General features: G+C 63.8%; 26 protein-coding genes. 14 read left to right on the top strand and 12 right to left on the bottom strand.

Translation table 11 applies throughout. The annotated features are described in order from the left end of the window. The first annotated feature begins 66 nt into the window (after positions 1 to 66). The 3 genes from relA to ACFW0B_RS23035 all read left to right on the top strand — a co-directional run bounded on the left by relA (position 67) and on the right by ACFW0B_RS23035 (position 3,914). Entirely contained in the window at positions 67 to 2,313 is a 2,247-nt protein-coding gene (gene relA / locus ACFW0B_RS23045) for a GTP diphosphokinase (RefSeq protein WP_449151301.1), read from the top strand. 183 nt (positions 2,314 to 2,496) lie between these two features. Then, on the top strand, positions 2,497 to 3,327 hold the full coding sequence (gene mazG / locus ACFW0B_RS23040; protein ID WP_449151300.1) for a nucleoside triphosphate pyrophosphohydrolase: 831 nt from the start codon (positions 2,497 to 2,499) through the stop codon (positions 3,325 to 3,327). 47 nt (positions 3,328 to 3,374) lie between these two features. Then, positions 3,375 to 3,914 (top strand): DUF2058 domain-containing protein, encoded by a 540-nt coding sequence (locus ACFW0B_RS23035; RefSeq protein WP_449151299.1) that lies wholly within the window; start codon positions 3,375 to 3,377, stop codon positions 3,912 to 3,914. A gap of 228 nt (positions 3,915 to 4,142) precedes the next feature. Here the strand turns inward: ACFW0B_RS23035 and ACFW0B_RS23030 are convergent, their stop codons facing one another. The 4 genes from ACFW0B_RS23030 to purM all read right to left on the bottom strand — a co-directional run bounded on the left by ACFW0B_RS23030 (position 4,143) and on the right by purM (position 7,016). Further along, positions 4,143 to 4,418, bottom strand: coding sequence for a Rho-binding antiterminator (locus ACFW0B_RS23030; RefSeq protein WP_449151298.1), 276 nt, complete (start codon positions 4,416 to 4,418; stop codon positions 4,143 to 4,145). A gap of 161 nt (positions 4,419 to 4,579) precedes the next feature. Further along, positions 4,580 to 5,296, bottom strand: a complete 717-nt coding sequence (locus tag ACFW0B_RS23025) for a DUF3108 domain-containing protein (RefSeq protein ID WP_449151297.1) — start codon at positions 5,294 to 5,296, stop codon at positions 4,580 to 4,582. An 11-nt stretch (positions 5,297 to 5,307) separates the two neighbouring features. Further along, entirely contained in the window at positions 5,308 to 5,958 is a 651-nt protein-coding gene (purN, locus tag ACFW0B_RS23020; protein WP_449151296.1) for a phosphoribosylglycinamide formyltransferase, read from the bottom strand. Next, positions 5,958 to 7,016: a phosphoribosylformylglycinamidine cyclo-ligase gene (gene purM / locus ACFW0B_RS23015; RefSeq protein WP_449151295.1), complete on the bottom strand. Its 1,059-nt coding sequence runs from the start codon at positions 7,014 to 7,016 to the stop codon at positions 5,958 to 5,960. The genes purN and purM overlap by 1 nt, the downstream gene beginning before the upstream one ends. Before the next feature lie 228 nt (positions 7,017 to 7,244). On the opposite strand from purM, the gene ACFW0B_RS23010 reads away from it, so the two are divergent. From ACFW0B_RS23010 to hda, 4 genes are read left to right on the top strand one after another with little or no spacing between them, the layout of a single operon-like run. After that, positions 7,245 to 8,276, top strand: a complete 1,032-nt coding sequence (locus ACFW0B_RS23010; protein WP_449151294.1) for a DUF2066 domain-containing protein — start codon at positions 7,245 to 7,247, stop codon at positions 8,274 to 8,276. 38 nt (positions 8,277 to 8,314) lie between these two features. Continuing rightward, positions 8,315 to 8,863 carry a CDP-diacylglycerol--glycerol-3-phosphate 3-phosphatidyltransferase gene (gene pgsA, locus ACFW0B_RS23005; RefSeq protein ID WP_449151293.1) on the top strand — a complete coding sequence of 183 codons (549 nt, stop codon included), beginning with the start codon at positions 8,315 to 8,317 and terminating at the stop codon, positions 8,861 to 8,863. A 1-nt stretch (position 8,864) separates the two neighbouring features. Next, the gene (locus tag ACFW0B_RS23000) at positions 8,865 to 9,959 is read left to right on the top strand and encodes an AI-2E family transporter (protein ID WP_449151292.1); all 1,095 of its coding nucleotides are present in this window, start codon (positions 8,865 to 8,867) and stop codon (positions 9,957 to 9,959) included. Further along, positions 9,956 to 10,660 (top strand): DnaA regulatory inactivator Hda, encoded by a 705-nt coding sequence (gene hda / locus ACFW0B_RS22995; protein WP_044873840.1) that lies wholly within the window; start codon positions 9,956 to 9,958, stop codon positions 10,658 to 10,660. Before ACFW0B_RS23000 ends, hda begins: the two co-directional genes overlap by 4 nt. A 74-nt stretch (positions 10,661 to 10,734) precedes the next feature. Here the strand turns inward: hda and ACFW0B_RS22990 are convergent, their stop codons facing one another. From ACFW0B_RS22990 to arsC, 3 genes are read right to left on the bottom strand one after another with little or no spacing between them, the layout of a single operon-like run. After that, positions 10,735 to 11,142, bottom strand: coding sequence for a DUF2069 domain-containing protein (locus ACFW0B_RS22990; RefSeq protein WP_449151291.1), 408 nt, complete (start codon positions 11,140 to 11,142; stop codon positions 10,735 to 10,737). Next, entirely contained in the window at positions 11,135 to 11,740 is a 606-nt protein-coding gene (wrbA, locus tag ACFW0B_RS22985; RefSeq protein WP_449151290.1) for an NAD(P)H:quinone oxidoreductase, read from the bottom strand. The genes ACFW0B_RS22990 and wrbA overlap by 8 nt, the downstream gene beginning before the upstream one ends. Then, on the bottom strand, positions 11,737 to 12,090 hold the full coding sequence (arsC, locus tag ACFW0B_RS22980) for an arsenate reductase (glutaredoxin) (RefSeq protein WP_449151289.1): 354 nt from the start codon (positions 12,088 to 12,090) through the stop codon (positions 11,737 to 11,739). The genes wrbA and arsC overlap by 4 nt, the downstream gene beginning before the upstream one ends. A gap of 124 nt (positions 12,091 to 12,214) precedes the next feature. Between arsC and ACFW0B_RS22975 the strand changes: the two genes are divergently transcribed. Beyond that, positions 12,215 to 13,435: a virulence factor BrkB family protein gene (locus ACFW0B_RS22975; protein WP_449151288.1), complete on the top strand. Its 1,221-nt coding sequence runs from the start codon at positions 12,215 to 12,217 to the stop codon at positions 13,433 to 13,435. 137 nt (positions 13,436 to 13,572) lie between these two features. After that, positions 13,573 to 13,764 carry a hypothetical protein gene (locus ACFW0B_RS22970; RefSeq protein ID WP_449151287.1) on the top strand — a complete coding sequence of 64 codons (192 nt, stop codon included), beginning with the start codon at positions 13,573 to 13,575 and terminating at the stop codon, positions 13,762 to 13,764. Between the two features lie 8 nt (positions 13,765 to 13,772). Here the strand turns inward: ACFW0B_RS22970 and ACFW0B_RS22965 are convergent, their stop codons facing one another. Beyond that, positions 13,773 to 14,162, bottom strand: coding sequence for a hypothetical protein (locus tag ACFW0B_RS22965; RefSeq protein WP_449151286.1), 390 nt, complete (start codon positions 14,160 to 14,162; stop codon positions 13,773 to 13,775). 121 nt (positions 14,163 to 14,283) lie between these two features. Further along, complete coding sequence (locus tag ACFW0B_RS22960; protein WP_449151285.1) at positions 14,284 to 15,690, bottom strand: PilZ domain-containing protein; 1,407 nt, start codon at positions 15,688 to 15,690, stop codon at positions 14,284 to 14,286. A gap of 30 nt (positions 15,691 to 15,720) precedes the next feature. Here ACFW0B_RS22960 and ACFW0B_RS22955 point away from each other — a divergent pair, with 30 nt between their 5' ends. Both ACFW0B_RS22955 and ACFW0B_RS22950 read left to right on the top strand, forming a co-directional pair. After that, on the top strand, positions 15,721 to 16,200 hold the full coding sequence (locus ACFW0B_RS22955) for a TlpA disulfide reductase family protein (RefSeq protein ID WP_449151284.1): 480 nt from the start codon (positions 15,721 to 15,723) through the stop codon (positions 16,198 to 16,200). Positions 16,201 to 16,204: 4 nt separating this feature from the next. Further along, positions 16,205 to 16,480, top strand: coding sequence for an acylphosphatase (locus ACFW0B_RS22950; protein WP_449151283.1), 276 nt, complete (start codon positions 16,205 to 16,207; stop codon positions 16,478 to 16,480). A gap of 42 nt (positions 16,481 to 16,522) precedes the next feature. Here the strand turns inward: ACFW0B_RS22950 and ACFW0B_RS22945 are convergent, their stop codons facing one another. Both ACFW0B_RS22945 and ACFW0B_RS22940 read right to left on the bottom strand, forming a co-directional pair. After that, a complete protein-coding gene (locus ACFW0B_RS22945; RefSeq protein WP_449151282.1) occupies positions 16,523 to 17,479 on the bottom strand; it encodes a hypothetical protein in 957 nt (318 codons plus the stop codon). A 9-nt stretch (positions 17,480 to 17,488) separates the two neighbouring features. After that, positions 17,489 to 19,204, bottom strand: a complete 1,716-nt coding sequence (locus tag ACFW0B_RS22940; protein ID WP_449151281.1) for a proline--tRNA ligase — start codon at positions 19,202 to 19,204, stop codon at positions 17,489 to 17,491. Positions 19,205 to 19,317: 113 nt separating this feature from the next. On the opposite strand from ACFW0B_RS22940, the gene ACFW0B_RS22935 reads away from it, so the two are divergent. After that, positions 19,318 to 19,731 carry a PaaI family thioesterase gene (locus ACFW0B_RS22935; RefSeq protein ID WP_449151324.1) on the top strand — a complete coding sequence of 138 codons (414 nt, stop codon included), beginning with the start codon at positions 19,318 to 19,320 and terminating at the stop codon, positions 19,729 to 19,731. Between the two features lie 116 nt (positions 19,732 to 19,847). Here ACFW0B_RS22935 and ACFW0B_RS22930 read toward each other — a convergent pair whose 3' ends face one another. Continuing rightward, entirely contained in the window at positions 19,848 to 21,233 is a 1,386-nt protein-coding gene (locus ACFW0B_RS22930) for an OprD family porin (protein WP_449151280.1), read from the bottom strand. Between the two features lie 706 nt (positions 21,234 to 21,939). Here ACFW0B_RS22930 and ACFW0B_RS22925 point away from each other — a divergent pair. After that, a complete protein-coding gene (locus ACFW0B_RS22925; protein WP_449151279.1) occupies positions 21,940 to 22,365 on the top strand; it encodes an HIT family protein in 426 nt (141 codons plus the stop codon). Between the two features lie 3 nt (positions 22,366 to 22,368). Further along, positions 22,369 to 22,575 (top strand): SlyX family protein, encoded by a 207-nt coding sequence (locus ACFW0B_RS22920; protein ID WP_449151278.1) that lies wholly within the window; start codon positions 22,369 to 22,371, stop codon positions 22,573 to 22,575. Positions 22,576 to 22,701: the final 126 nt, after the last annotated feature.

Below are 22,701 nucleotides of genomic sequence, written 5' to 3'. Positions count from 1 at the left end.
ACCGGCCCGACAGAGGCTGGCGACAATTCGACGTGAGGGGTTCACGTCGTAGGGAAGGTAGGTAAGATGGTACAGGTGAGAGCGCAACAGCCGGTCAATACCGACGGCAGCATCAACCTCGAGGCGTGGCTGGACCATGTCATCAGCCTCGACCCGGTGCTCGATCGCGCAGTACTCAAAGAGGCTTGCGAGTTCGCCCGCGACGCCGAGCAACAGGCCATCGCTGCGCAGAACATCTGGGCCGAGGGTACGTCCAGTTTCCAGACGGGCCTCGAGATCGCCGAGATTCTCGCGGACCTGAAGCTGGATCAGGAATCCCTGGTGGCCGCGGTGATCTACCGTGGCGTGCGCGAGGGCAAAGTCCAGCTGCAAACCGTGCAGCAGCGCTTCGGCGCGGTGGTGGCCAGGCTGATCGAAGGCGTGCTGCGCATGGCTGCCATCAGCGCCAGCCTCAATCCGCGCCAATCCATGGTCCTCGGCACCCAGGCGCAGGTGGATAACCTGCGCAAGATGCTGGTGGCCATGGTCGATGACGTGCGCGTCGCCCTGATCAAGCTGGCCGAGCGTACCTGCGCCATACGTGAGGTGAAGAACGCCGACGAGGAGAAGCGCCACCGCGTCGCCCGCGAGGTGTTCGACATCTATGCGCCGCTCGCCCATCGCCTCGGTATTGGCCATATCAAGTGGGAGCTGGAGGACCTGTCCTTCCGCTACCTGGAGCCGGACCAGTACAAGCAGATCGCCAAGCTGCTCCACGAGCGTCGCCTCGACCGCGAGCAGTACATCGCCGACGTGATGAAGCAGCTGCGCGAGGAACTGGCCGCCACCGGCATCAAGGCCGACATCAGCGGCCGCGCCAAGCACATCTATTCCATCTGGCGGAAGATGCAGCGCAAGGGCCTGCAGTTCAGCCAGATCTACGACGTGCGTGCGGTACGGGTGCTGGTGCCCGAGCTGCGCGATTGCTATACCGCGCTGGGGATTGTGCACACCCTCTGGCGGCACATTCCCAAGGAATTCGACGACTACATCGCCAACCCCAAGGAGAACGGCTACCGCTCCCTGCACACGGCGGTGATCGGTCCCGACGGCAAGGTGCTGGAGGTGCAGATCCGCACCCACGCCATGCACGAGGAAGCCGAGCTCGGGGTCTGCGCCCACTGGCGCTACAAGGGCACCGACGTCAAGTCGAGCTCCGACCATTACGAAGAAAAGATCGCCTGGCTGCGCCAGGTGCTCGAATGGCACGAGGAACTGGGCGATATCGGCGGCCTGGCCGAGCAGTTGCGGGTGGATATCGAGCCCGACCGGGTCTACGTCTTCACCCCCGATGGCCACGCCATCGATCTGCCCAAGGGCGCCACGCCGCTGGACTTTGCCTATCGCGTGCACACCGAGATCGGCCACAACTGCCGGGGCGCCAAGGTCAACGGCCGCATCGTGCCGTTGAACTACGGGCTGCAGACCGGCGAGCAGGTGGAGATCATCACCGGCAAGCAGGGCGCGCCCAGCCGCGACTGGCTCAACCCGAACCTGGGCTACATCACCACGTCCCGGGCCCGGGCGAAGATCGTCCACTGGTTCAAGCTGCAGGCCCGCGACCAGAACGTCGCCGCCGGCAAGGCCATGCTTGAGCGCGAACTGTCGCGTCTGGCGCTGCCACCGGTGGACTTCGAGAAACTGGCCGAGAAGTGCAACCTGCGCGGGGCTGAAGACATGCACGCGGCCCTGGGGGCCGGCGATCTGCGCCTGGCCCATGTGGTCAACGCCGCCCAGGCGCTGGTGGAGCCGGAACGCGGTCACAACGAGCAACTGGAACTGATCCCGCGCAAGTCTTCCCAGCACAAGCCGGGCAAGCGTGGCGACGTGCAGATCCAGGGTGTCGGCAACCTGCTGACGCAGATGGCCGGCTGCTGCCAGCCGGTGCCGGGGGACCCCATCGTGGGCTACATCACCCTCGGCCGCGGCGTCAGCATCCACCGCCAGGACTGCCCTTCGGCGCTGCAGCTGTCCGGCCGTGAGCCGGAGCGGATGATCCAGGTGAGCTGGGGGCCGGTGCCGGTGCAGACCTACCCGGTGGACATCATCATCCGCGCCTACGACCGTTCCGGCCTGCTGCGCGACGTGTCCCAGGTGCTGCTCAACGAGCGCATCAACGTGCTGGCGGTGAACACCCGCTCGAACAAGGAAGACAACACCGCCGCCATGATGCTGACCATCGAGATCCCCGGCCTGGATGCGCTGGGCCGGCTGCTGGCGCGTATCTCGCAATTGCCCAACGTTATCGAAGCGCGCCGCAACCGGGCTGCCTGAGCTACTGCGCTCGGTCTGGCGTTGTTGGAATGAGGGCGGAAAATGCTCATTGGCAATAGCCAACTCCACTTTTCCGCCCCCTTCCGCCTAGCCAGCCCTTCGCTCGCGACGCTCAGGGGCAACGGAAATGTAGGGTGGGCTTCAGCCCACCGGCTGGGCCTGGACAATCAACACGGAACTGACATGTACCAACTCAACGACCTGCTGCACCTGATGGCCCGGCTGCGCGACCCGCAGTATGGCTGCCCCTGGGACCTGAAGCAGGACTACGCCAGCATCGTTCCGCACACGATCGAGGAAGCCTACGAGGTGGCCGACGCCATCGAGCGTGGCGACTTCGACCATCTGCCCGGTGAACTTGGCGACCTGTTGTTCCAGGTGGTGTATTACAGCCAGCTGGCGAAGGAGGAGGGGCGCTTCGAGTTCGCCGGCGTGGTGGATGCCATCACCCGCAAGCTGGTCCGCCGCCATCCCCACGTCTTCCCCGACGGCGACCTCTACGGCGCCCCGGACATGGCTCGCCTGGAGGAAGCGGCGATCAAGCAGCGCTGGGAAGAGATCAAGGCCGAGGAGCGCGCCGAAAAGGCTGCCGCCCCCGAGCAGCTTTCCCTGCTGGATGACGTCCCTGCCGCGCTGCCGGCCCTGAGCCGCGCCGCCAAGCTGCAGAAGCGCGCCGCCCAGGTGGGCTTCGACTGGCCCGAGGCGCTGCCGGTGATCGACAAGTTGCGCGAGGAGCTGGACGAGGTGCTGGAGGCCATGAGCGAGAACGACCCCCAGGCCATCGCCGACGAGGTGGGCGACCTGCTGTTCGTGGTGGTCAATCTGGCCCGCCACCTCAAGGTCGATCCGGAAACTGCCTTGCGCGGCGCCAACGGCAAGTTCGAACGGCGTTTCCGCTTTATCGAACAGGCATTGCGCGAAGCGGGCCGTCCCATTGAAGATTGCACCCTGGAAGAACTGGATGCCCTCTGGGGCGAAGCCAAGAAGCAGGAAAAATCCGGCCTTGGCTGCTAGCAGGTAGTGTTTCAACAGCCTGACAACTCGAGAGACTGATTTCCCTTATGAGCCTTTCCCTCCGCGACCAGCTGCTGAAAGCCGGGCTGGTGAATGAAAAGCAGGTCAAGCAGGCCACCAAGCAACAGCAGAAGCAGACCCGCCTGGAAAAGAAGAACCAGGTCGAGAAGGATGAGTCACTGCGCCAGGCGGCCCTGCAGGCCCAGGCCGAGAAGGCCGCCCGCGACCAGGAACTGAACCGCCAGCAGCAGGAAAAGGCCGAACAGAAGGCCCGGGCCGCGCAGATCAAGCAATTGATCGAAGGCACCCGACTGCCCAAGCTGACTACCGACGACTACTACAACTTCGTTGACGAGAAGAAGGTCAAGCGCCTGGCCGTCAACGCCATGATGCGCGACAAGCTGAGCCGCGGTTCGCTCGCCATCGTCCGCCACGGCGGCGGTTACGAGGTGATCCCGCGTGATGCCGCCTTGCGCATCCAGGAGCGCGATCCTCGCCGCATCGTATTGCTCAACACCCAGGTGGAAGAACCGGACGCCGACGATCCGTACGCGGCCTACAAGGTGCCGGACGATCTGATGTGGTGACGCTGCGAAGAAACCGGGCCCTGGCCCGGTTTTCTTTTGCGTGTGCGAAAGAACTGGTGATTCGCAGCCAAACGCAGCCCGGATGAAATCCGGGAGCAGTGGCGGGACTTCCCCGGATTTCATCGATTCCCGGTTGGGTCGCGTTTGTGGGGCGACTTCAGTCGCGAATGAATTGGCTATGTCTCCCACAAGACGTTTCATCCTGTGGCCCGAGTGCAACGACGGCTTTCAGCAGATCTGATTGCCCAGCAGCACCCGGCCGAAACTCGCCCCTTCCGTCAGTGGCGTGATCGCCGTGATCTGATCCAGGCGCAGGCGCTCCTGGCCGCCCTCGTTTTGCACGATGAGGAACTCCTCCTTGTCCGGCGTCGTCAGGGTGGTCATGGCGCGGGCATCGAGGCGGGCGCCGCCGGCCAGCTCGATGTGCAACTGGTAGCGATGCAGGCAGGCAATCTCGATGTAGTCGTAGAGCTCGCAGGAAAGCGGCAGGTATTCCTCGGTCATGGCGGTTTCCTCTGCGGCGTGTCGGGTAGACAGCATAGGCGCTGAGGGGCGCCCGGGCATCCTTCCAAGTATCAGCCTGTTTCGTCTTTCCGGGGCCTTGCCCTGGTTCCCGCGGGCACAAAAAACCGGGCGCGGGGCCCGGTTCTTCGTGAGGGGAGGTGTTACTCCGGCAGGCCTTTTACTGGCTTGCCGTTCACCGTGCCCTCCTTGAGCATGATCTGGTATTCCTTGCCGTCCTTTTCCACCTGGTGCAGGCGGACCAGCAGGAAGTCCCAGTCCTTGGCGAACCAGAGCACGGTCTTGCGGCTGCTCTGGGTGGGATCGCGGACGCGCTCGACCTTGATGGCATCCACCAGGCCGGCCTTGGTGCGTACGCGTTCCTCGCCCAGCACACGGAAGTCGTAGGTCTCGATCTCGTCGCCGTCGATCACCTGGTAGCTCATGCTCTTCTTGCCGTCGGCGACGTCATGCTGGAGCACCAGCTGGTAGGTGGATTTGTCCTGCATGCCTCGGTTCAGGGGCAGGCGCACCTGATTGCCGCGGTCGTTGCCGATGATCTGCTTCTGGGCCCAGTCGAAGTCGAACTCCACCTGCTTGCTCTTGCCGAGGCCGCTGCGGTTGAAGCGGTAGGTCAGAGGCAGGAAGGCGTTGCTCTCGACGCGGAAGGTGCTCACCTCGCTCAGGCTGGCCACCAGCATGGAGGCTTCGAAGTCCAGTTCCCAGCGGCCATTGTCCAGCTGCTTGAGGCTGCGGCCGGCGGTGCCGCTGACCGGCAACTGTTTCCAGTCGGCGGTGTAGCTGGCCTCGAAGGGTTTCAGCTCGGCCGCGACAGTGGGCAGGGTGAAAAGGGCGAGGAGCAACAGCAAGGCACGACGCATTGGCGAATCTCCTAGTTACGCAGTTGTTGCCCCGACGGGGGCAACGCTTGTCCATCCAGTTCGGCGCCGTCCTGGCCCAGGCGCAGCCTGCCTTCGGCAAACCAGCGCATGGCCAGCGGATAAATGCGGTGTTCCTGTACATGAACCCGCTGCGCCAGGCTTTCCGGCGTATCGTCCGACTCTACCGGGATCACCGCCTGTACCACCAGAGGGCCGCCATCGAGTTCTTCGGTGACGAAGTGCACGCTGCAGCCATGTTCGGAATCGCCGGCTTCCAGCGCGCGTTGGTGGGTGTGCAGGCCCTTGTACTTGGGCAACAGGGACGGATGAATGTTCAGCAGGCGTCCCTGGTAGTGGCGCACGAAGCCGGGTGTGAGGATCCGCATGAATCCGGCCAGAACCACCAGTTGTGGTGCGTAGCCGTCGATGGCTTCGATCAAAGCGGCGTCGAAGGCTTCGCGATCGGCGTAGGCCTTATGGTCCAGCACGCGGGTATCGATGCCGGCCTTCCGCGCCCGCTCCAGGCCGAAGGCATCGGCGCGGTTGGAAATCACCGCGCGGATGCGGGCCGGATGGTCGTCGCCGGTGATGCTGTCGATCAGCGCCTGCAGGTTGCTGCCGGAGCCGGAGATCAGCACCACCACATCACAACGTGCGGCCATCAGTGGCTCTTCAGGTTGTTCAGTACGACGCGCTGGGCACCTTCGGCGGCCGCGGCGATTTCACCGATGACCCAGGGCTGCTCGCCGGCGGCGCGCAGGATCTTGAGCGCGGCTTCCGCCTGCTCCGGTGCAACGCAGATGACCATGCCCACGCCGCAGTTCAGCACGCGGTGCATCTCGGTCTCGTCGACGTTGCCCTGTTCCTGCAGCCAGTCGAAGACCGCCGGACGCTGCCAGCTGGCGACGTCGATCACGGCCTGGGCGTTGTCCGGCAGGACGCGCGGGATGTTGTCCAGCAGGCCGCCGCCGGTGATGTGGGCCATGGCCTTCACTGCACCGGTTTCCTTGATCAGCTGCAGCAGCGGCTTGACGTAGATGCGGGTCGGGGCCATCAGCAGGTCGGCCAGGGGCTTGCCGTCCAGCTGGACCTGTTCGATGTCGACGCCGCTGACTTCGATGATCTTGCGGATCAGCGAGTAGCCGTTGGAGTGCGGGCCGGAGGAGGGCAGGGCGATCAGGGTGTCGCCGGTGCGAACCTTGGAACCGTCGATGATCTCGGCCTTTTCCACAACCCCGACGCAGAAGCCGGCCAGGTCGTAGTCTTCGCCTTCGTACATGCCGGGCATTTCGGCGGTCTCGCCGCCCACCAGGGAGCAGCCGGCCAGTTCGCAACCGGCGCCGATGCCGGTGACCACGGTGGCAGCCACGTCAACGTTGAGCTTGCCGGTGGCGTAGTAGTCGAGGAAGAACAGCGGCTCGGCACCGCAGACCACCAGGTCGTTCACGCACATGGCGACCAGGTCCTGGCCGATGCTGTCGTGCTTGTTCAGGTTCAGTGCCAGGCGCAGCTTGGTGCCGACGCCGTCGGTGCCGGACACCAGGACCGGCTGCTTGTAGCCGGCCGGGATCTCGCAGAGGGCGCCGAAGCCACCCAGGCCGCCCATCACTTCCGGGCGCGCGGTGCGCTTGGCCACGCCTTTGATGCGTTCGACCAGGGCTTCACCAGCGTCGATGTCTACACCGGCGTCCTTGTAGCTCAGGGAGGGTTGCTTGCTCATAAATCCAGGCCTATAGGGGGAAATTCGAGGATCGACCGGCAAGTCTGGCTGCCGGTTTGCGAAGGCGCGCGATTTTATCAGGCTTGCCCGGTAGCAGCCATCGGCAGCGGTCGGTCCCGGCGAAAAGAACCGGAAAACGCGCGCGTTGCCCCGGGGCAGGCGGCTGATTAAGGTATAGCCCTTCGACTGCGGCCTATGCTGCATCTGTTTTCCTACAGGGATTCCACCATGCGCCTGCTCGCTCAAGCTGTACTGCTCTGCCTGACGCTGTCCGGTCTTTCGGTCCAGGCCGAGACGGTCAACAACCTCTATCAGGTTCGTGAACCTGTCGCTTCGCAGCAGCCGGAGGAGCGTAACCAGGCCCTGGTGCGTGCTCTGGAAACCCTGGTGCTGCGCCTGTCCGGGGACGCCAACGCCGCCCAGAGCCCGGCTCTGGAAGCCGTGCGCAAGGACCCGCAACAACTCATCAGCCAGTACGGCTATGAAGGCAAGGTGCTGGTGGTGGACTTCGACCCCATCACCACCGAACGTACCCTGCGCCGGGCCGGTATCCCGCTGTGGAGCGCCAATCGCCCGGCTATCCTGGCCTGGTGGCTGAACCGTTCCGGAGAAGGCGGCAACAGCCTGGTGGGCGACGGCCAGGACGCCGCGACGCCCCTGCGTCAGGCTGCACAGAATCGCGGCCTGCCGCTGCGCCTGCCGCTCGCCGACCTCGAAGAACAGTTGTTGGCGACGCCCGAGCAACTGACATCCGCCCAGCCCGGTGCGCTGACCCAGGCTTCCGAGCGCTACGACGCCGATGCCCTGCTGGCGGTCGATGCCAGCGAGGCCGATGGCAAGTGGCAGGCGCAATGGCGCCTGTGGCTGGGCGACAGCCGCGAGCAGGGCACCGCTGAGGGCGCTGACAATGCCGCGCTGGCCGATGCCGTGATGTCCGCGGTGAGCCAGCGTCTGGCAACGCGCTTCGTGGTGGCGCCCGGTGCCGGGCAGAACCTGGAGCTGGAAGTGCGGGGCGCCAATCTGACCCGCTACGCCGAACTGTCGCGCCTGCTGGAACCCTTCGGCGCCCGCCTGCTCAAGGTCGAGGGCGACCGCCTGGAGTACCAGGTCAACGCCAGCCCCGAGCAGCTGCGTGCCCAACTGGCCCTGGCCGGGCTCCAGGAAGCGCCGCCCGAGGCCCCGGCTCCTGCCGCTGATCCCCAGGCGGCTGCGGCGCCCCAGGTGGTGCCGCGCGACAACGTGCTGCGCTTCCGCTGGTAGCGGGCGTAAACTGGCGCCCTACCCGGAACGGGGATGCCATGCACCAGTTGCCCAATCTGTTGACTCTGCTGCGCCTGGCACTGGTTTTTCCCATTGCCGGGTTGCTGCTGTCCGAACGGCATGGCCAGGCGCTGGTGCTGTTCGCCATCGCCGGTGGTTCCGATGCCCTGGACGGTTTCCTTGCCCGGCGTTTCGGCTGGACCAGCCGCTTCGGCTCCCTGCTCGACCCCCTGGCCGACAAGCTTCTGCTGGTGACCAGTTTCATCTGCCTGACCATTACCCAGGTCGTGCCGCTGTGGCTGGCGCTGGTGGTGTTCCTGCGCGACCTGGTGATCCTGCTGGGGGCCGGGCTGTACCGCATGATGGCGGGGCCGGCGGAGTTCTCACCGAGCCGGCTGGGCAAGTTGAGTACGCTGCTGCAGATGCTGCTGGTTGTCTGTCTGCTGCTGGAGTTCAGCTTGGCGCCGGTCCTGGCGTGGCTACGCTGGCCGTTGAGCTGGCTGGTATTGGTGGTGACGTTGTGCAGTGGGGCCCAATACGTCTGGGATTGGGGACGGAAATATCGCTACGCAAGGATGAGGGCCTGATATGACCGACTCGCGCCGCTGGCTCTGGCTGGGTGGCTTGCTGTTTCTGGGCTGGCTGATCTACCAGCTGCATCCGGTGCTTTCTCCCTTCCTGGTGGGCATGTTGCTGGCCTACCTCGGCGACCCGCTGGTGGATCGCCTGGAGCGGCTCGGCCTGTCGCGCACCTGGGGCGTGGTGCTGGTATTCGGCCTGTTCGGCCTGATCCTGCTGGCACTGTTACTGGTATTGCTGCCCATGCTCGGCCGCCAGCTGTTCCGCCTCTATGAAGTGGCGCCGCAGATGCTCGACTGGTTGCAGCAGAGCGCGCTGCCCTGGGTCCAGGCGCAGCTTGGCCTGCCCGGCGACTTCTGGCGTGTCGATCGGCTCAAGGCCGTGATCACCGGCCATCTCGGCCAGACCACCGACATCGCCGGCACCCTGCTGGCGAGCGTCACCGCATCCGGCCTGGCGCTGCTGGGCTGGCTGGGCAACCTGTTGCTGGTTCCCGTGGTGGGCTTCTACCTGCTACGCGACTGGGACCTGATGGTGGCCAAGCTGCGTGGCCTGCTGCCGCGCAACCGCGAATCCTATGTGGTCGGGCTGGTGGGGGAATGCCATGAAGTGCTGGGCGCCTTCCTGCGCGGCCAGTTGCTGGTGATGCTGGCGCTGGGGCTGATCTACGCCGTCGGCCTGATGCTGGTGGGGCTGGACCTGGGCTTGCTGATCGGCCTGCTGGCGGGGCTGGCCAGTATCGTGCCCTACATGGGCTTCGTGGTCGGTTTCGGTGCCGCACTGATTGCTGCGCTGTTTCAGTTCGGCGGCTTCGAACTCTATCCGCTGATCGGCGTTGTAGCCGTATTCAGTGTGGGGCAATTGCTCGAAGGTATGCTGCTGACGCCGCTGCTGGTGGGCGATCGCATCGGACTTCACCCGGTGGCAGTGATCTTTGCGATACTTGCCGGCGGCCAGCTGTTTGGCTTCACCGGCGTGCTGCTGGCCCTGCCCGTGGCAGCGATCATCATGGTTTTGCTGCGCCATGCGCATGATTTCTATAAACTTTCCGACCTTTACGGACAGTCGAGTAGCGGTCCCGACGACCCTCCCAGTACGGCATGACACCGATCCAGCTTCCCCTGAGTGTGCGTCTGCGTGACGACGCCACCTTCGCCAACTTCTATCCCGGCGCCAATGCCGCGGCTCTTGGCTATGTCGAGCGCCTGTGCGAGCCCGATGCCGGCTGGACCGAAAGCCTGATCTACCTCTGGGGTGGCGAGGGGGCGGGACGCAGTCACCTGCTCCAGGCCGCTTGCCTGCGGTTCGAGCAGCGCGACGAGCAGGCCATCTACCTGCCCATGGACGAACTGGTGCACTACGGCCCCGAAGTCTTCGACAACCTGGAGCAGTGCGAGCTGGTGTGCCTGGACGACCTGCATGCCCTGGCCGGGCGCCCGGAGTGGGAAGAGGGGCTGTTCCACCTGTTCAACCGCCTGCGTGATGCCGGCCGCAAGCTGCTGTTGTCGGCCAGCAAGTCGCCTCGCGAGCTGGGTGTGAAGCTGCCGGACCTGAAATCGCGCCTGACCCTGGCGCTGGTGTTCCAGCTGCATGCGCTGTCCGACGAGGACAAGCTGCGTGCCCTGCAACTGCGCGCTTCGCGTCGCGGCCTGCACCTGACCGACGAAGTGGGGCGTTTCATCCTCACCCGTGGCCCGCGCAGCATGAACCTGCTGTTCGATTTGCTGGACATCCTCGATCAGGCCTCGCTCCAGGCCCAGCGCAAGCTGACCATTCCGTTCCTCAAGGAAATTTTCGGCTGGTAGCCTCGCATTTCCAGCCAGCCGTCCAATGAAAAAGCCCGGATCGAAGTCCGGGCTTTTTCATGGCTGGGCGGGAATCACTCCCCGGCGAGCTTGCGGTTGTACTGGAAGCGCCAGCGCGTGTAGAGCAGCGCCGCGCAGAACAGCAGCAGGCTGAGGCCGGCTTCCAGCCAGCCGAACAGGCTGCGCGCCGGGTCGATGGCGGCGAGTACGCCCTGGATGAAGTAGAGGTTCACCACGAAGCAGGCCCAGGCGTGGGCGCGGGCGTTGCCGAGGATCATGCCGGGGGCGAGCAGCGCCAGGGGAACCAGCAGGATGGCCAGCACCACCCAGGTCCGCGCGCCGTGCAGGTCGGCGAAGAACAGGGTATTCACCGCCAGCAACACGGCCAGGGCGATGAAACTCACCAGACTGACTACCCGGCTGGCCGACATGCGTGGCGCCAGCCAGTCCAGTTCCGGCAGTTTCTTGGTTTTTTTAGCCACGCGGAGCCTCCAGGCGCTGGGCGGTTTGCGCCAGGCGTTGGCCCAGGGCGCGGCACAGGGCGATTTCGTGTTCGTCCAGCGGACGCTTGCCATCGGCTCCGGCGTGGTGGCTGGCGCCATAGGGCGTGCCGCCGCCGCGGGTTTCCAGCAGTGCCGGTTCGCTGTAGGGCAGGCCGGTGACCAGCATGCCGTGGTGCATCAGTGGCAGCAGCATCGACAGCAGGGTGGTTTCCTGGCCGCCATGCAGGCTGGCGGTGGAGGTGAACACCGCGGCTGGCTTGCCCACCAGCTCGCCGGTGAGCCAGAGGCTACTGGTGCCGTCGAGGAAGTATTTCAGCGGCGCTGCCATGTTGCCGAAGCGGGTGGGGCTGCCCATGACCAGGCCGGCGCAGTAGCGCAGGTCGTCCAGGGTGGCGTAGAGGGCTCCATCGGCAGGGATGTCCGGGGCGACCGCTTCGCATTCGGTCGACACCGCCGGCACGGTGCGCAGGCGTGCTTCCAGGCCGGTCAGCTCGACGCCACGGGCGATCTGCCGGGCCATCTCGGCGGTGGCGCCGTGGCGGCTGTAGTAGAGGACCAGGATGTAGGGCGCGCTCAAGGCAGGATCTCCAGCACCTTCTCCGGCGGACGGCCGACCACGGCCTTGTCACCGGCGATCAGAATGGGGCGTTCGATCAGCTTGGGGTGGGCGGTCATGGCGGCGATCAGCTGTTCTTCCGAGAGGCTGGCGTCGTCCAGGCCAAGGGCCTTGTATTCGTCTTCACCGGTGCGCAGCAGCTGGCGGGCGGTCAAACCCAGCTTGGCCAGCAGGTCTCGCAGCTCGGCGGCGCTGGGCGGGGTTTCCAGGTAACGCACTATGTTGGGGGCCAGGTCGCGGGCTTCCAGCAGTTCCAGGGCACCACGGGACTTGGAGCAGCGCGGGTTGTGGTAGAGGGTCAGTTCAGTCATGTCGGGGGTCGCATGGGCTTGGTCGAGGCGGCTATTCTAACCGCGTCGTGGTGCCCGCCTGAACCGTGCAGCGCGCTTGCGGTCTGCTGAGCCGGGCCGGGCCGATAAGAATCAAGGAGATGGAATGCGCCAACGCCTCACCGACATCGTCGAATTCTGGCGCTTCCTGCTACAGCGGTTCATTGCCGATCGTGGCACCAACAGCGCTGCGGCCCTGACCTACACCAGCCTGTTCGCCGTGGTGCCGATGATGACGGTGACCTTCACCATGCTCTCGGCCATTCCGGCCTTCCAGGGCACCGGCGAGCAGATCCAGAGCTTCATCTTCCACAACTTCGTACCGTCCACCGGGGAAACCCTGCAGGAGTACCTGCGTGGCTTCACGGTGCAGGCGCGGCACCTGACCTGGGTCGGTGTCGGCCTGCTGGTGGTGACGGCCTTCATGATGCTGGTCACCATCGAAAAGGCCTTCAACACCATCTGGCGGGTGCGTCAGCCGCGCCGGGGCGTCTCCAGTTTCCTGCTTTACTGGGCGATCCTCAGTCTCGGCCCGCTGCTGTTGGGCGCCGGGTTCGCCGTAAGCACTTACATCACCTCGCTGTCGCTGATTTCCGGTCCGGATGCGCTGATCGGCGCCAAGACCCTGCTCGGCTTCACGCCGCTGCTGTCCAGCATCGCCGCCTTCACCCTGATCTATGCAGCCGTGCCCAATGCGCGGGTGCCGGTGCGCCACGCCTTGGCAGGCGGCGTCTTCACCGCGCTGCTGTTCGAGGCGGCCAAGGCGCTGTTCGGCCTCTATGTCAGCCTCTTTCCCGGCTACCAGCTGATCTATGGCGCCTTCGCGACGGTGCCGCTGTTCCTGCTGTGGATCTACCTGTCCTGGGTGATCGTACTGTTCGGCGCCGAACTGGTCTGCAACCTTTCCACGCCCTGGCACTGGCGCCGTCGGGCGCTGCCCCGCCTGCTGGTGCTGCTGGGCATCCTGCGGGTGTTCCACGATCGCCAGATGCGTGGCATGCCGGTGCGCCACCTGGACGTGCAGCGCGCCGGCTGGCACCTGCCGGAGGATGAATGGCTGGAGATGATGGAGCTGCTGGAAAGCCAGCATCTGGTGTGCCGCGCCAGCGGAGCTACCTGGGTGCTCTGCCGTGATCTCGGTGGTTACAGTCTCCATCAGTTGCTCGTCCATCTGCCCTGGCCGCTGCCCCGGCCGGGTCAGTTGCCCGAGCAACTGGATGAAGCCTGGTATCCGCCGCTGCGCAAGGCGTTGGAGTTGCTCCAGGAAGAGCAGCAGGCCCTGTTCGGCGGCAGCCTGGCGCAATGGCTCAAGCCGGGAAACGACTGACGAAAATTGTCACTGCTCTCACGGGTGAACCAGGGAAACTCCGCTACGGTCCATGCACCGACAGGCCTGGATGATTGGCATGTTTATGGCTAAGACAGGGAAGATGCTATCAAAACGATGGCCAGGGGACGGAAGCGATGGGTACCGCGAAAGACAAACTGATTCATTTGCACAAGCGTGCACCGCAACGGGCGCTGGAGGGCCTGAACCGGGTGACCGGGCTGAAATTCCGTCACTGGCCGGAATCCCTGGCCCCACAGGCCGTGCAGGAAGAACAGGACGAAACCGAACGGAAGCCCATTGAGGGCAATCGCGCGCTCCCGGGCTGAATCCGGTTTTAGGCGCGGGCCTGGCGCTTGGCCGGCTCGGCCAGTTCCACCGCCTGTACGAAGAGTTCTTCCACCAGCAACCCCTTGATCGGAACGGCGGCGCGCAGGCGCACCTGCATCTGTTCGACCTTGTGCTTGAACGGCAGGCGGGCGACGCCCGACAGCAGGATCTTGCCCTTGGGGTTGAGCTTGCCGTGATCCACGGCAACCTCGCGGCGCTGGCTGCCATCCATATAGGCCACCATCAGTGAAACGGGCAGGCCCGTGATGCCCGGCAGGTGCAGCCAGGCCGCCACGTTGAAATCCGCCACCCGGCCATCGAAGGCGGTGAGGGTGGAGCGGGCGACTTCGACGACGCGGGCGGGAACCGGGCCGATCAGGCTGTCGTGCTGTTGCATAGGGCATCCAGGCTGGAAAAGGTACGTGCGTACCGGTGGCACTGGATTATAAGCAGCCATTTCCATACGAACTGTGCGCCTTGGCCGCCGACTGGCGTGACCCGCCTCGCAGTTTGGCTACTCAGGCAAGCTGCAGGGGATAGCGCGCCACCAGTGAGGTGCAGAGATTGGGGGCCGGTAGCGGGACGATGGCCTGGTTGTGGACGCTGGCCAGCTGCAGCCAGAGATTCTCCCCTTCGACAAATTGCTTGCCCGGCAGCCAGAGTTCGTGATGCCAGCCATTGCCGGGCTCGGGCGTGCTTTGCAGGACGCCGGGGTGTGTCTGGGCGCTGGGCGCGCGGCGCAGCCACACCGGGCGGGAAAGGCCCTTGAGGTAGCGCACGCCAAGGTGCAGGCCCTCGGTGTTCTGGTAGCGCCAGCGCACCAGCGCGAGAACCGGTGTGCTCTGGGTCTGCACCAGAACCAGTTGGCCTACCGGTAACTGGCTCGCCAGGTCACTGTGGCAGAGCAGGCGGGCGCCGCCGGGGCTGGTATCGAGCATCTGCGCGCTATAGCGGCCGGGATGTTGTGTCAGCAGATCGGCATGGATGGCGCACAGGCCCACCGCCAACTGGCAGTTGCCAGATTGCTCGGTGCGGGGGTGGCGGCGTTGCTGTCGTCCCAGCCAGTACCGGTGGACCCTTTGCAGGAGCTCGTGTTCGCTCTCGCTGCGTAGCGGCGAGGGCTCATGTAGTGCAATCAGCAGGGCGCCCAATTCAAAGCGGCGCAGATAGATATTGGCGCCATCGGGCTTCTGGTCCAGCGGCAGGCAGGGCTGGGACTCGGTCAGGTCGACGGTCGGGCTGCTGTTCTCGTCGTCCTCATCCCACGGCAGCAGCCGCGCCAGGCCGGCGACCGGCGCCAGGGCGCCGAACAGCAGCGGGCATTCGCCTTCGCTCAGGTGGAATGGATTGCTCAGGGCGAGCAGCAGCATCTGCTGGTAGAGCCCGCGCAGGGTATTGGCCGGTGTGGGGACGAAGGCGGCAGCCACCGGTTCGTCCAGGCAACGCTGGTGCTCGCCGATCCAGTACAGCAGATGGCTGTCGCGCCAGAGCCCAGGGTTGGGCTCCTGATAGCGCTGGTAGTGGCGCATCTGGGTCTGGGCGAGAAAGTGCTGGGCCATGTACAGGCACCAGGCCAGGTGCGGGCGCGACGGCTGGTGACCCTGGAGAATCTGCAGCAACAGGCGTTTGAAGCCGCAGGCCAGTTCGTTGCAGAGCGTGACGAAGAGGCTGGACGGACCAGCCCGGTCCTGGACGGCCAGGGTGTAGTGGCGGAACTCCTCGCTGAAGCTTTGCAGCGCACGTTGCCTTTCGAGTAAGGTCAGAGCGCTGCGGTTGAGCCTGAACAAATGAGTCAGGAGCTGCTGAAGGGCACTATCCTGAGGGAGTTGGCGCGCTTGTGCGAGGAGCGTCGGCACGCTCGCCAGTGGAGTGCTGTTCTCTTCCAGGATGTCCGGCACTTCCAGGCGCAGGGCATCCAGCGTCATATCAACCCCGCGTACACGAGGACCGAATGCATGGGATCGCGACTCCAGGCTGTAATAGGGGCGTTCGTTCTGATGGGCGCCGGCCTGCTCCTGGCCGGCTGCTCGGACGACGTGGGCGTCGATCAGAATGGGCAGAAGGTAACGGTTGAGCGCCTCGAAGGCCAGTGGCTGGTCATCAATTACTGGGCCGAATGGTGCGTGCCCTGTCGCACGGAAATTCCCGAGCTGAACGCCCTCGCAGAGCAGCAGAAGGACAAGGGCGTGAAAGTGTTGGGCGTCAATTTCGATGGGTTGCAGGGCGACGAGCTTGGCCAGGCAACGCAGAAGATGGGCATCAAGTTCACCGTACTGGCGGAGGACCCATCCAAGCGTTACGACCTGCCCCGGAGCGAGGCGTTGCCTGTGACCTACATCATCGATGCCCAGGGGAAACTGCGGGAGCGCCTGATGGGGGAGCAAACCGCTGCCGGCCTCACCACCCGCCTCGAAGAACTGCGCAAGGGAGGCTAGCGGTATGGCGAGAATCTGTTTGCACGGCTACGTGAGCGGCAAGGTCCAGGGAGTCTATTACCGCCAGTCGACCCAGGAACAGGCCGAGCGCCTGGAGCTGGATGGCTGGGTGCGCAACCTGGCGGATGGCCGGGTCGAGGTGCTCATGGAGGGGGAGGAAGACGCGGTGTGCGAATTGGCCGGCTGGCTGGAGCAGGGACCGGCCGAGGCAAAGGTGACCGGCGTCGAGCTGCAGGAACAACCACTACAGGGGATTACCGGCTTCATCGTGCGGCGCTGATGCCGCGAGGCGGGAGCGAGATGCGCTCGCTCCCGGATTCACTCAGTCAGAATCGCCCGGGTCGGCTGCCAGGCGCCCGGCGTCCTTCAGCAGCGACTGGAGAAACTCCTGCTGCAGTTCCGGATCGTTGCGGGTCAGCTCGATCAGGCTCTGTTCCAGTTCGCTGGCTTCTTCTTCCAGGCCCAGTTCCGACAGGCGCTTGACGCGGTGGACCCACTGCGGGACTTCATCGTCCTCGAGGTCTTCGAAGATCAGCGCATGGGCCTCCGTCAGCTTGCCGCGCAGGTCGTGGCTGATGCCAAGGCTGGCTTCGGCGCGGACGCTGTCGCTGGGATCTTCGACACTCAGCTGGAGCTTGCCGATACGGCTGATGTCCTGGTCGGCAAAGGGGCCATCCAGCAGGTTGAGGCGCAGGATGCCATGGCGATCGGTGAGCAGCTCATGGGTGTGGTTGCCCAACTTGACCAGCACCGGACGCTCCGCCCAGGGCGTGCTGGAGTATTCCATGCGCTTGTCCATCTGTTTCTCGTCGAGGCTGGCCAGATTCTGCTCGGAACGGCCATTGGACTCGACGTTCATCGCCGGGTTGAGGCCGGCGAAGCCGTAGCTGATCCAGTCCTTGGTGGCGGTGTCCGGCAGGCTGCCGAGCAATACCACATTGAGCACGTTGGCGCCGACGCCAGCGACCACTGCTACCGCACCCAGCGGTACCTCGTAGAGTTCCCGCCAGGGCTGGTAGGGGGTGTAGCGGTCGTAGCGACGGCTGACTTCGAACTCGGTGACTTCAAAGGTCTTCTGCTCGTTGATACGGATGCGTCGTTGCGGCAGTTCCAGGACCTGGGGATCGCCCACCTCGATCTGCAAGCTGTGATTGAGCAGTTTGCGCTCGACTCGCTCTTCGTGCTCGCTGCGCTGCGGCAGATGGTTGGCACAGCCGCTGACGAAGAGGGCGCCGCACAAGGCGGCGCCGACGAGGTAATGGGAACTACGCTTGGACATTTTCTTGAATCAGCGTTTCACGCGGGCGGTGATGAAGGACAGGAGTTCGGCGACCGGCACAGCCTGACTGTCGCTTTCGCGGCGGCTCTTGTATTCCAGGTTGCCTTCGGCCAGGCCACGCTCGCTCACCACGATGCGGTGCGGAATGCCGATCAGTTCCATGTCGGCGAATTTCACGCCGGGGCTAGTCTTCTTGTCACGGTCGTCCAGCAGCACATCGATGCCCGCGGCACGCAGCTCGGCGTAGAGCTTGTCGGTCGCTTCCCTGACTGCCGGAGTCTCGTACTTGAGCGGCACCAGGGCGACCTGGAAGGGCGCCAGGGCCTCCGGCCAGAGGATGCCGCGTTCGTCATAGTTCTGCTCGATGGCGGCGGCCACCACGCGGGACACGCCGATGCCGTAGCAGCCCATGATCAGGGTTACCGGCTTGCCCTGCTCGCTCAGCACGTTCAGCTTCATGGCTTCGCTGTACTTGGTGCCCAGCTGGAAGATGTGGCCCACTTCGATGCCGCGCTTGATCACCAGGGTGCCCTTGCCGTCCGGGCTCGGGTCACCGGCGACCACGTTACGCAGGTCGGCGACTTCCGGCAGCGGCAGGTCGCGCTCCCAGTTCACGCCGAAGTAGTGCTTGTCGTCGATGTTGGCGCCGATGGCGAAATCGCTCATCAGGGCAACCGAACGGTCGACGATGCAGGCCAGCGGCAGGTTCAGCGGGCCGAGGGATCCGGCACCGGCGCCGATGGCCTGGCGCAGTTCGGCTTCGCTGGCGAACACCAGCGGGTTGGCGACCTGGGGCAGGTTGGCCGCCTTGATTTCGTTCAGTTCGTGGTCGCCACGAATGATCAGCGCCACCAGGGTGCCTTCTTCTGCACCATGGACCACCAGGGTCTTGATGGTCTTCTCGATCGGCAGGCCGAAGTTTTCCACCAGGTCGGCGATGGTCTTGGTGTTCGGGGTGTCGACCAGCTTCAGCTCCTGGCTCGGTGCGGGGCGCTCGGTCTCGCGGGGCAGGGCCTCGGCCTTCTCGACGTTGGCGGCGTAATCGGAGCTGTCGCTGAAGGCGATGTCGTCTTCACCGGACTCGGCCAGCACGTGGAATTCGTGGGAACCGGTGCCGCCGATAGAGCCGGTATCGGCCAGTACGGGGCGGAAATCCAAGCCCAGGCGGCTGAACACGTTGCAGTACGCCTGGTGCATGCGGTCATAGGTTTCCTGCAGCGATTCCTGGCTCATGTGGAAGGAATAGGCATCCTTCATCACGAACTCGCGTCCGCGCATCAGGCCGAAGCGCGGACGGATCTCGTCACGGAACTTGGTCTGGATCTGGTAGAAGTTGACCGGCAGCTGTTTGTAGCTGTTCAGCTCATTGCGCGCCAGGTCGGTGATGACTTCTTCGTGGGTCGGACCGACGCAGAACTCGCGCTCATGGCGATCCTTCAGGCGCAGCAGTTCAGGACCGTACTGCTGCCAGCGGCCGGACTCCTGCCACAGTTCGGCGGGCTGCACGGCGGGCATCAATACTTCCAGCGCACCAGCGGCGTTCATTTCTTCGCGGACCACCGCCTCGACCTTGCGCAGCACACGCAGGCCCATTGGCAGCCAGGTGTAGAGGCCGGAGGCGAGCTTGCGGATCATGCCGGCGCGCAGCAGCAACTGGTGGCTGATCACCACGGCATCGGTGGGGGTTTCCTTGAGGGTAGACAGCAGGTACTGACTGGTACGCATGTTTGGCCGTTTTGTCGGTTGCGATGGGGTTGAATGGCTCGGCATTGTACGGCGCTGATCAAGTGGCGTACAGGATTGTGGTCCGGCGGAGGGAGGAGGGCGACGTAGTGAGTCTGACAGCGGAGCAAGTGGAGGCACTCATTCGCCATGGGGTGCCGATGGCGGAAGACATCGACCTTCGGATCGAGCGGATGGACGAACAGGGTGCGCTGGCGCGCGTGCCCTTCCAGCCCAGGTTGGTGCGACCGGGAGGAACCTTGTCCGGTCCGACCATCATGGCACTGGCCGATGCTGCCATGTATGCGGTGGTGTTGGGACGCCTGGGTAAAGTCGAAATGGCGGTGACGTCCAACTTGAACATCAACTTCCTGGCTCGACCCAAAGCTGTAGATCTGCTTGCAGAGGCGAGGATTCTTAAACTCGGTCGTCGTCAGGCGGTATGTGAAGTTTCACTTTATTCGCAAGGGGCGCAAGAGGATCTCGTCGCCCATGTGACTGGCACTTATGCGTTGCCATTGTTTGATTAAAGTTTGAGCAGTTGTCTGATGGTGTTTTGATCAACTCGGGAGTCAAGTTCTTCCATCCAAAAAGAAACCCGGCCTAGGCCGGGTTCCTTTCATCACTTAGGTATACGCAGGGGATATTACAGGATATCCAGCGGGTACTCGGTGATTACACGGATTTCGTCCGAGGCAGTGCCGCCTTGCGAGCCGAAGAAGCCCATATCGCTGTTGCCACGCCAGGTGGCGTGACGCAGGCGAATGGACAGATCCTTGGCCGGACCTTCCTGTACCACGTACTTGGCTTCGATGTCGCGTTCCCACTCTTTGCCGTCATTGCCGATAGCTTGCTCGAACTCGCCGGTATCGTCATTGCGCGCGAAGAAGGCTCCGCCTTGTTGAGCCTTGCTGCCATCCACATCGTCACCGGTGATGTAGCGAACCATGAAGCTCAGGCCCGGAACGCCGTACTCAGCCATGTTCAGGTCGTAGCGAGCCTGCCAGGACTTCTCGCCCGGGCCGTTGAAGTCGGAGTACTGAACGGAGTTGGCCAGGAAGATGGAGTCGCCGGAGTTGCCGCCGTCCATGGAGATGTAGTCGAACGGAGTGTCGGCGTTGTTGCGCTGGTAGGCCAGGGTGAACTTGTGGGCGCCGATGGAGTAGGCGGCAGCTGCGGACCAGATGGTGCCGTCGATGTCGCCGGCCAGGGACTTGCCCTTGTCCGAGGTGCGGTAGATGTTGAAGTCCAGGTTCAGGGCCTGGGCATCGCTGAACGGAATGTTCCAGTTCAGGTTGCCGTAGTACTGACGCCAGACGTCTTCCAGTTCACCACCGTACAGGCTGGCGCTGACGTTGTCGTTGAAGGAGTAGGAGCCGCCTACATAGTCGGCGCTATTGCTAGCGACACCAGCGTAAGTGGTAGTGATTTCGCCGTGGCGGTTGGTGGAAACGCTGCCGTCACGGATGGAGGTGAAGTGGCCGGCGTCAATGTTCAGGCCTTCGATCTCGCTGCTGGTCAGCTGGAAGCCTTCAGCGGAGCCCGGGAACAGGCGAGCGGTACCGGTGGCGAATACCGGAGCAGTCGGGAACAGGTTGCCGTACTTCAGCTGGGTGTTGGACACCTGCATCTTGACGGCGCCGCCAGCGTAGGAGTAATCGTCCGCGGCTTTGCCGTCGTCGCCGATCGGCAGCAGGCCAGTACCATTGGTGCCGCCACCGCTGTTCAGCTTCAGGCCCAGCATGCCGTGGGCGTCAACGCCGAAGCCGACAGTGCCCTGGGTGAAGCCGGACGAATACATCAGGCTCATGCCATGCGCCCACTCGTTACGGTAGCTCTGGTTGATGGTACCGTCGTCGTTGGTTCTGGGGTTATCACGGAAGTCTCGGTAGAACGCGAAGTTCTTGTTCAGCAGAGTCAGGTCGCTGTCTTCTACGAAGCCATTGGACTCTTCCTGGGCGCTGGCGAATGCCAACTGCATGCTACCGGCGGTCACGGCCAGAGCCAGTGCGCTCCACTTCATCACTTGCATTGTGATTGCTCCTTTGGTTTTGAAGATTCTCGCCGCTTTCTTATTAACGTGAAGGCGGTTCTTTCTTTTTGTGTCGGCGCTAACTTATAGCACGGCGACAATATTGGCGATAGTTGAAACCTTGTCCTTACGATTTCTTCACAGTGCTGTCGCAAATCGAGAAGAAGTGTGTCGCATATCTATAGGTTCGCTCTTGCATCCATTCAACCCCTATGTATCCGAGGCCCGTTTCGGGTGGGCTTTCATTGTTTTGGTTGTCGTTCCCGCGTGTGGCCTGGCATCTGCCTAGCAAAAAGTGTGCGCGAACGCTTGGGCCCGTAAAGAAAACGGTCATTTGCCACAGGGCACGCTCGTTACCGCGCTTCCAGTGCTTGATCCAGGCGCGCCTGATACGAAAATCCACTGCCCTGAAATGAGGCACTTTGCGTATTGGATGGCTATTGACAGGCACTGTCTGAATGGCTCGAGAACGCCGCCAACCCGTGCCATGACAGGTGGTGCGTAACCTGGGTGTGGTGGTAGGTAACGAAATGTTAATGGTGCGCGATCCTGGTGCGCGTGGTGACGAAGGCTTCCTCTATATAGGCGGTACCCGTGAGCGAGTTCCGCTCGCCGCTCGTCTTGGCTATGCTGCGCGCGCCCGTGCCGGTCGTGAGGCCGGGGGTGCTAATCTCGAATTTCCTACAGTCGAACAGGAGAGGCCAGTATGTTCGCCCTGGACCCAAGACTTCAGCAGGACACCCTGCCCATCGGTGATTTTCCGCTGTGCCGGCTGCTGTTGATGAATGACGCCCAATACCCGTGGTTCATCCTGGTTCCGCGTCGCGAAGAGGTCAGCGAGCTGTTCCAGCTCGGGGTCGACGAGCAGCGTCAGCTCTGGGAGGAAACCACTTTTCTTGCCGAGACCCTCAAGGACACCTTCGGTGCCGACAAGATGAACATCGCAACCCTCGGCAATGTGGTCAGCCAGTTGCACATGCATGTGATCGTGCGTCGACGTGAGGATGCGGCCTGGCCGGCGCCGGTCTGGGGACGTCATCCGGCGGTGGCCTACTCCCCCGAACAGGTGGCTGCGATTCGCGCCAAGCTGCGCCTGGTGCTGGCCGATGATTTCCGCTTTGTGGAGGAATGAGCCATGAGCCTGGAAATGCGCATAACTGATCTGGAGAGCCGGCTGGCCTTCCAGGACGACACCATCCAGACCCTCAACGACATCCTGGTCGAGCAGCAGCGTCTGGTGGATCACCTGCAACTCCAGGTGACGGCCCTGGCCAGGCGCCAGGAGGAACTGCTCAGTCAGTTCGGATCGAGCGAGGATGAGGCGCCACCGCCCCACTATTGAAATCGAGTAGGAGGAGGCCTCGCGGCCTCCGTCCTCTCACACCACCGTACGTACGGTTCCGTATACGGCGGTTCAGGTCATACGGCTAAGCCGAGTGATCGTATCCAGTATCGACACCAGTCCAAG

The organism is Metapseudomonas phytobenefica (genome assembly GCF_043392685.1).
Lineage (GTDB): Bacteria > Pseudomonadota > Gammaproteobacteria > Pseudomonadales > Pseudomonadaceae > Metapseudomonas.
The sequence above is the reverse complement of the archived record's forward strand: the minus strand, read 5'-3'. Positions and strand labels throughout refer to the sequence as shown.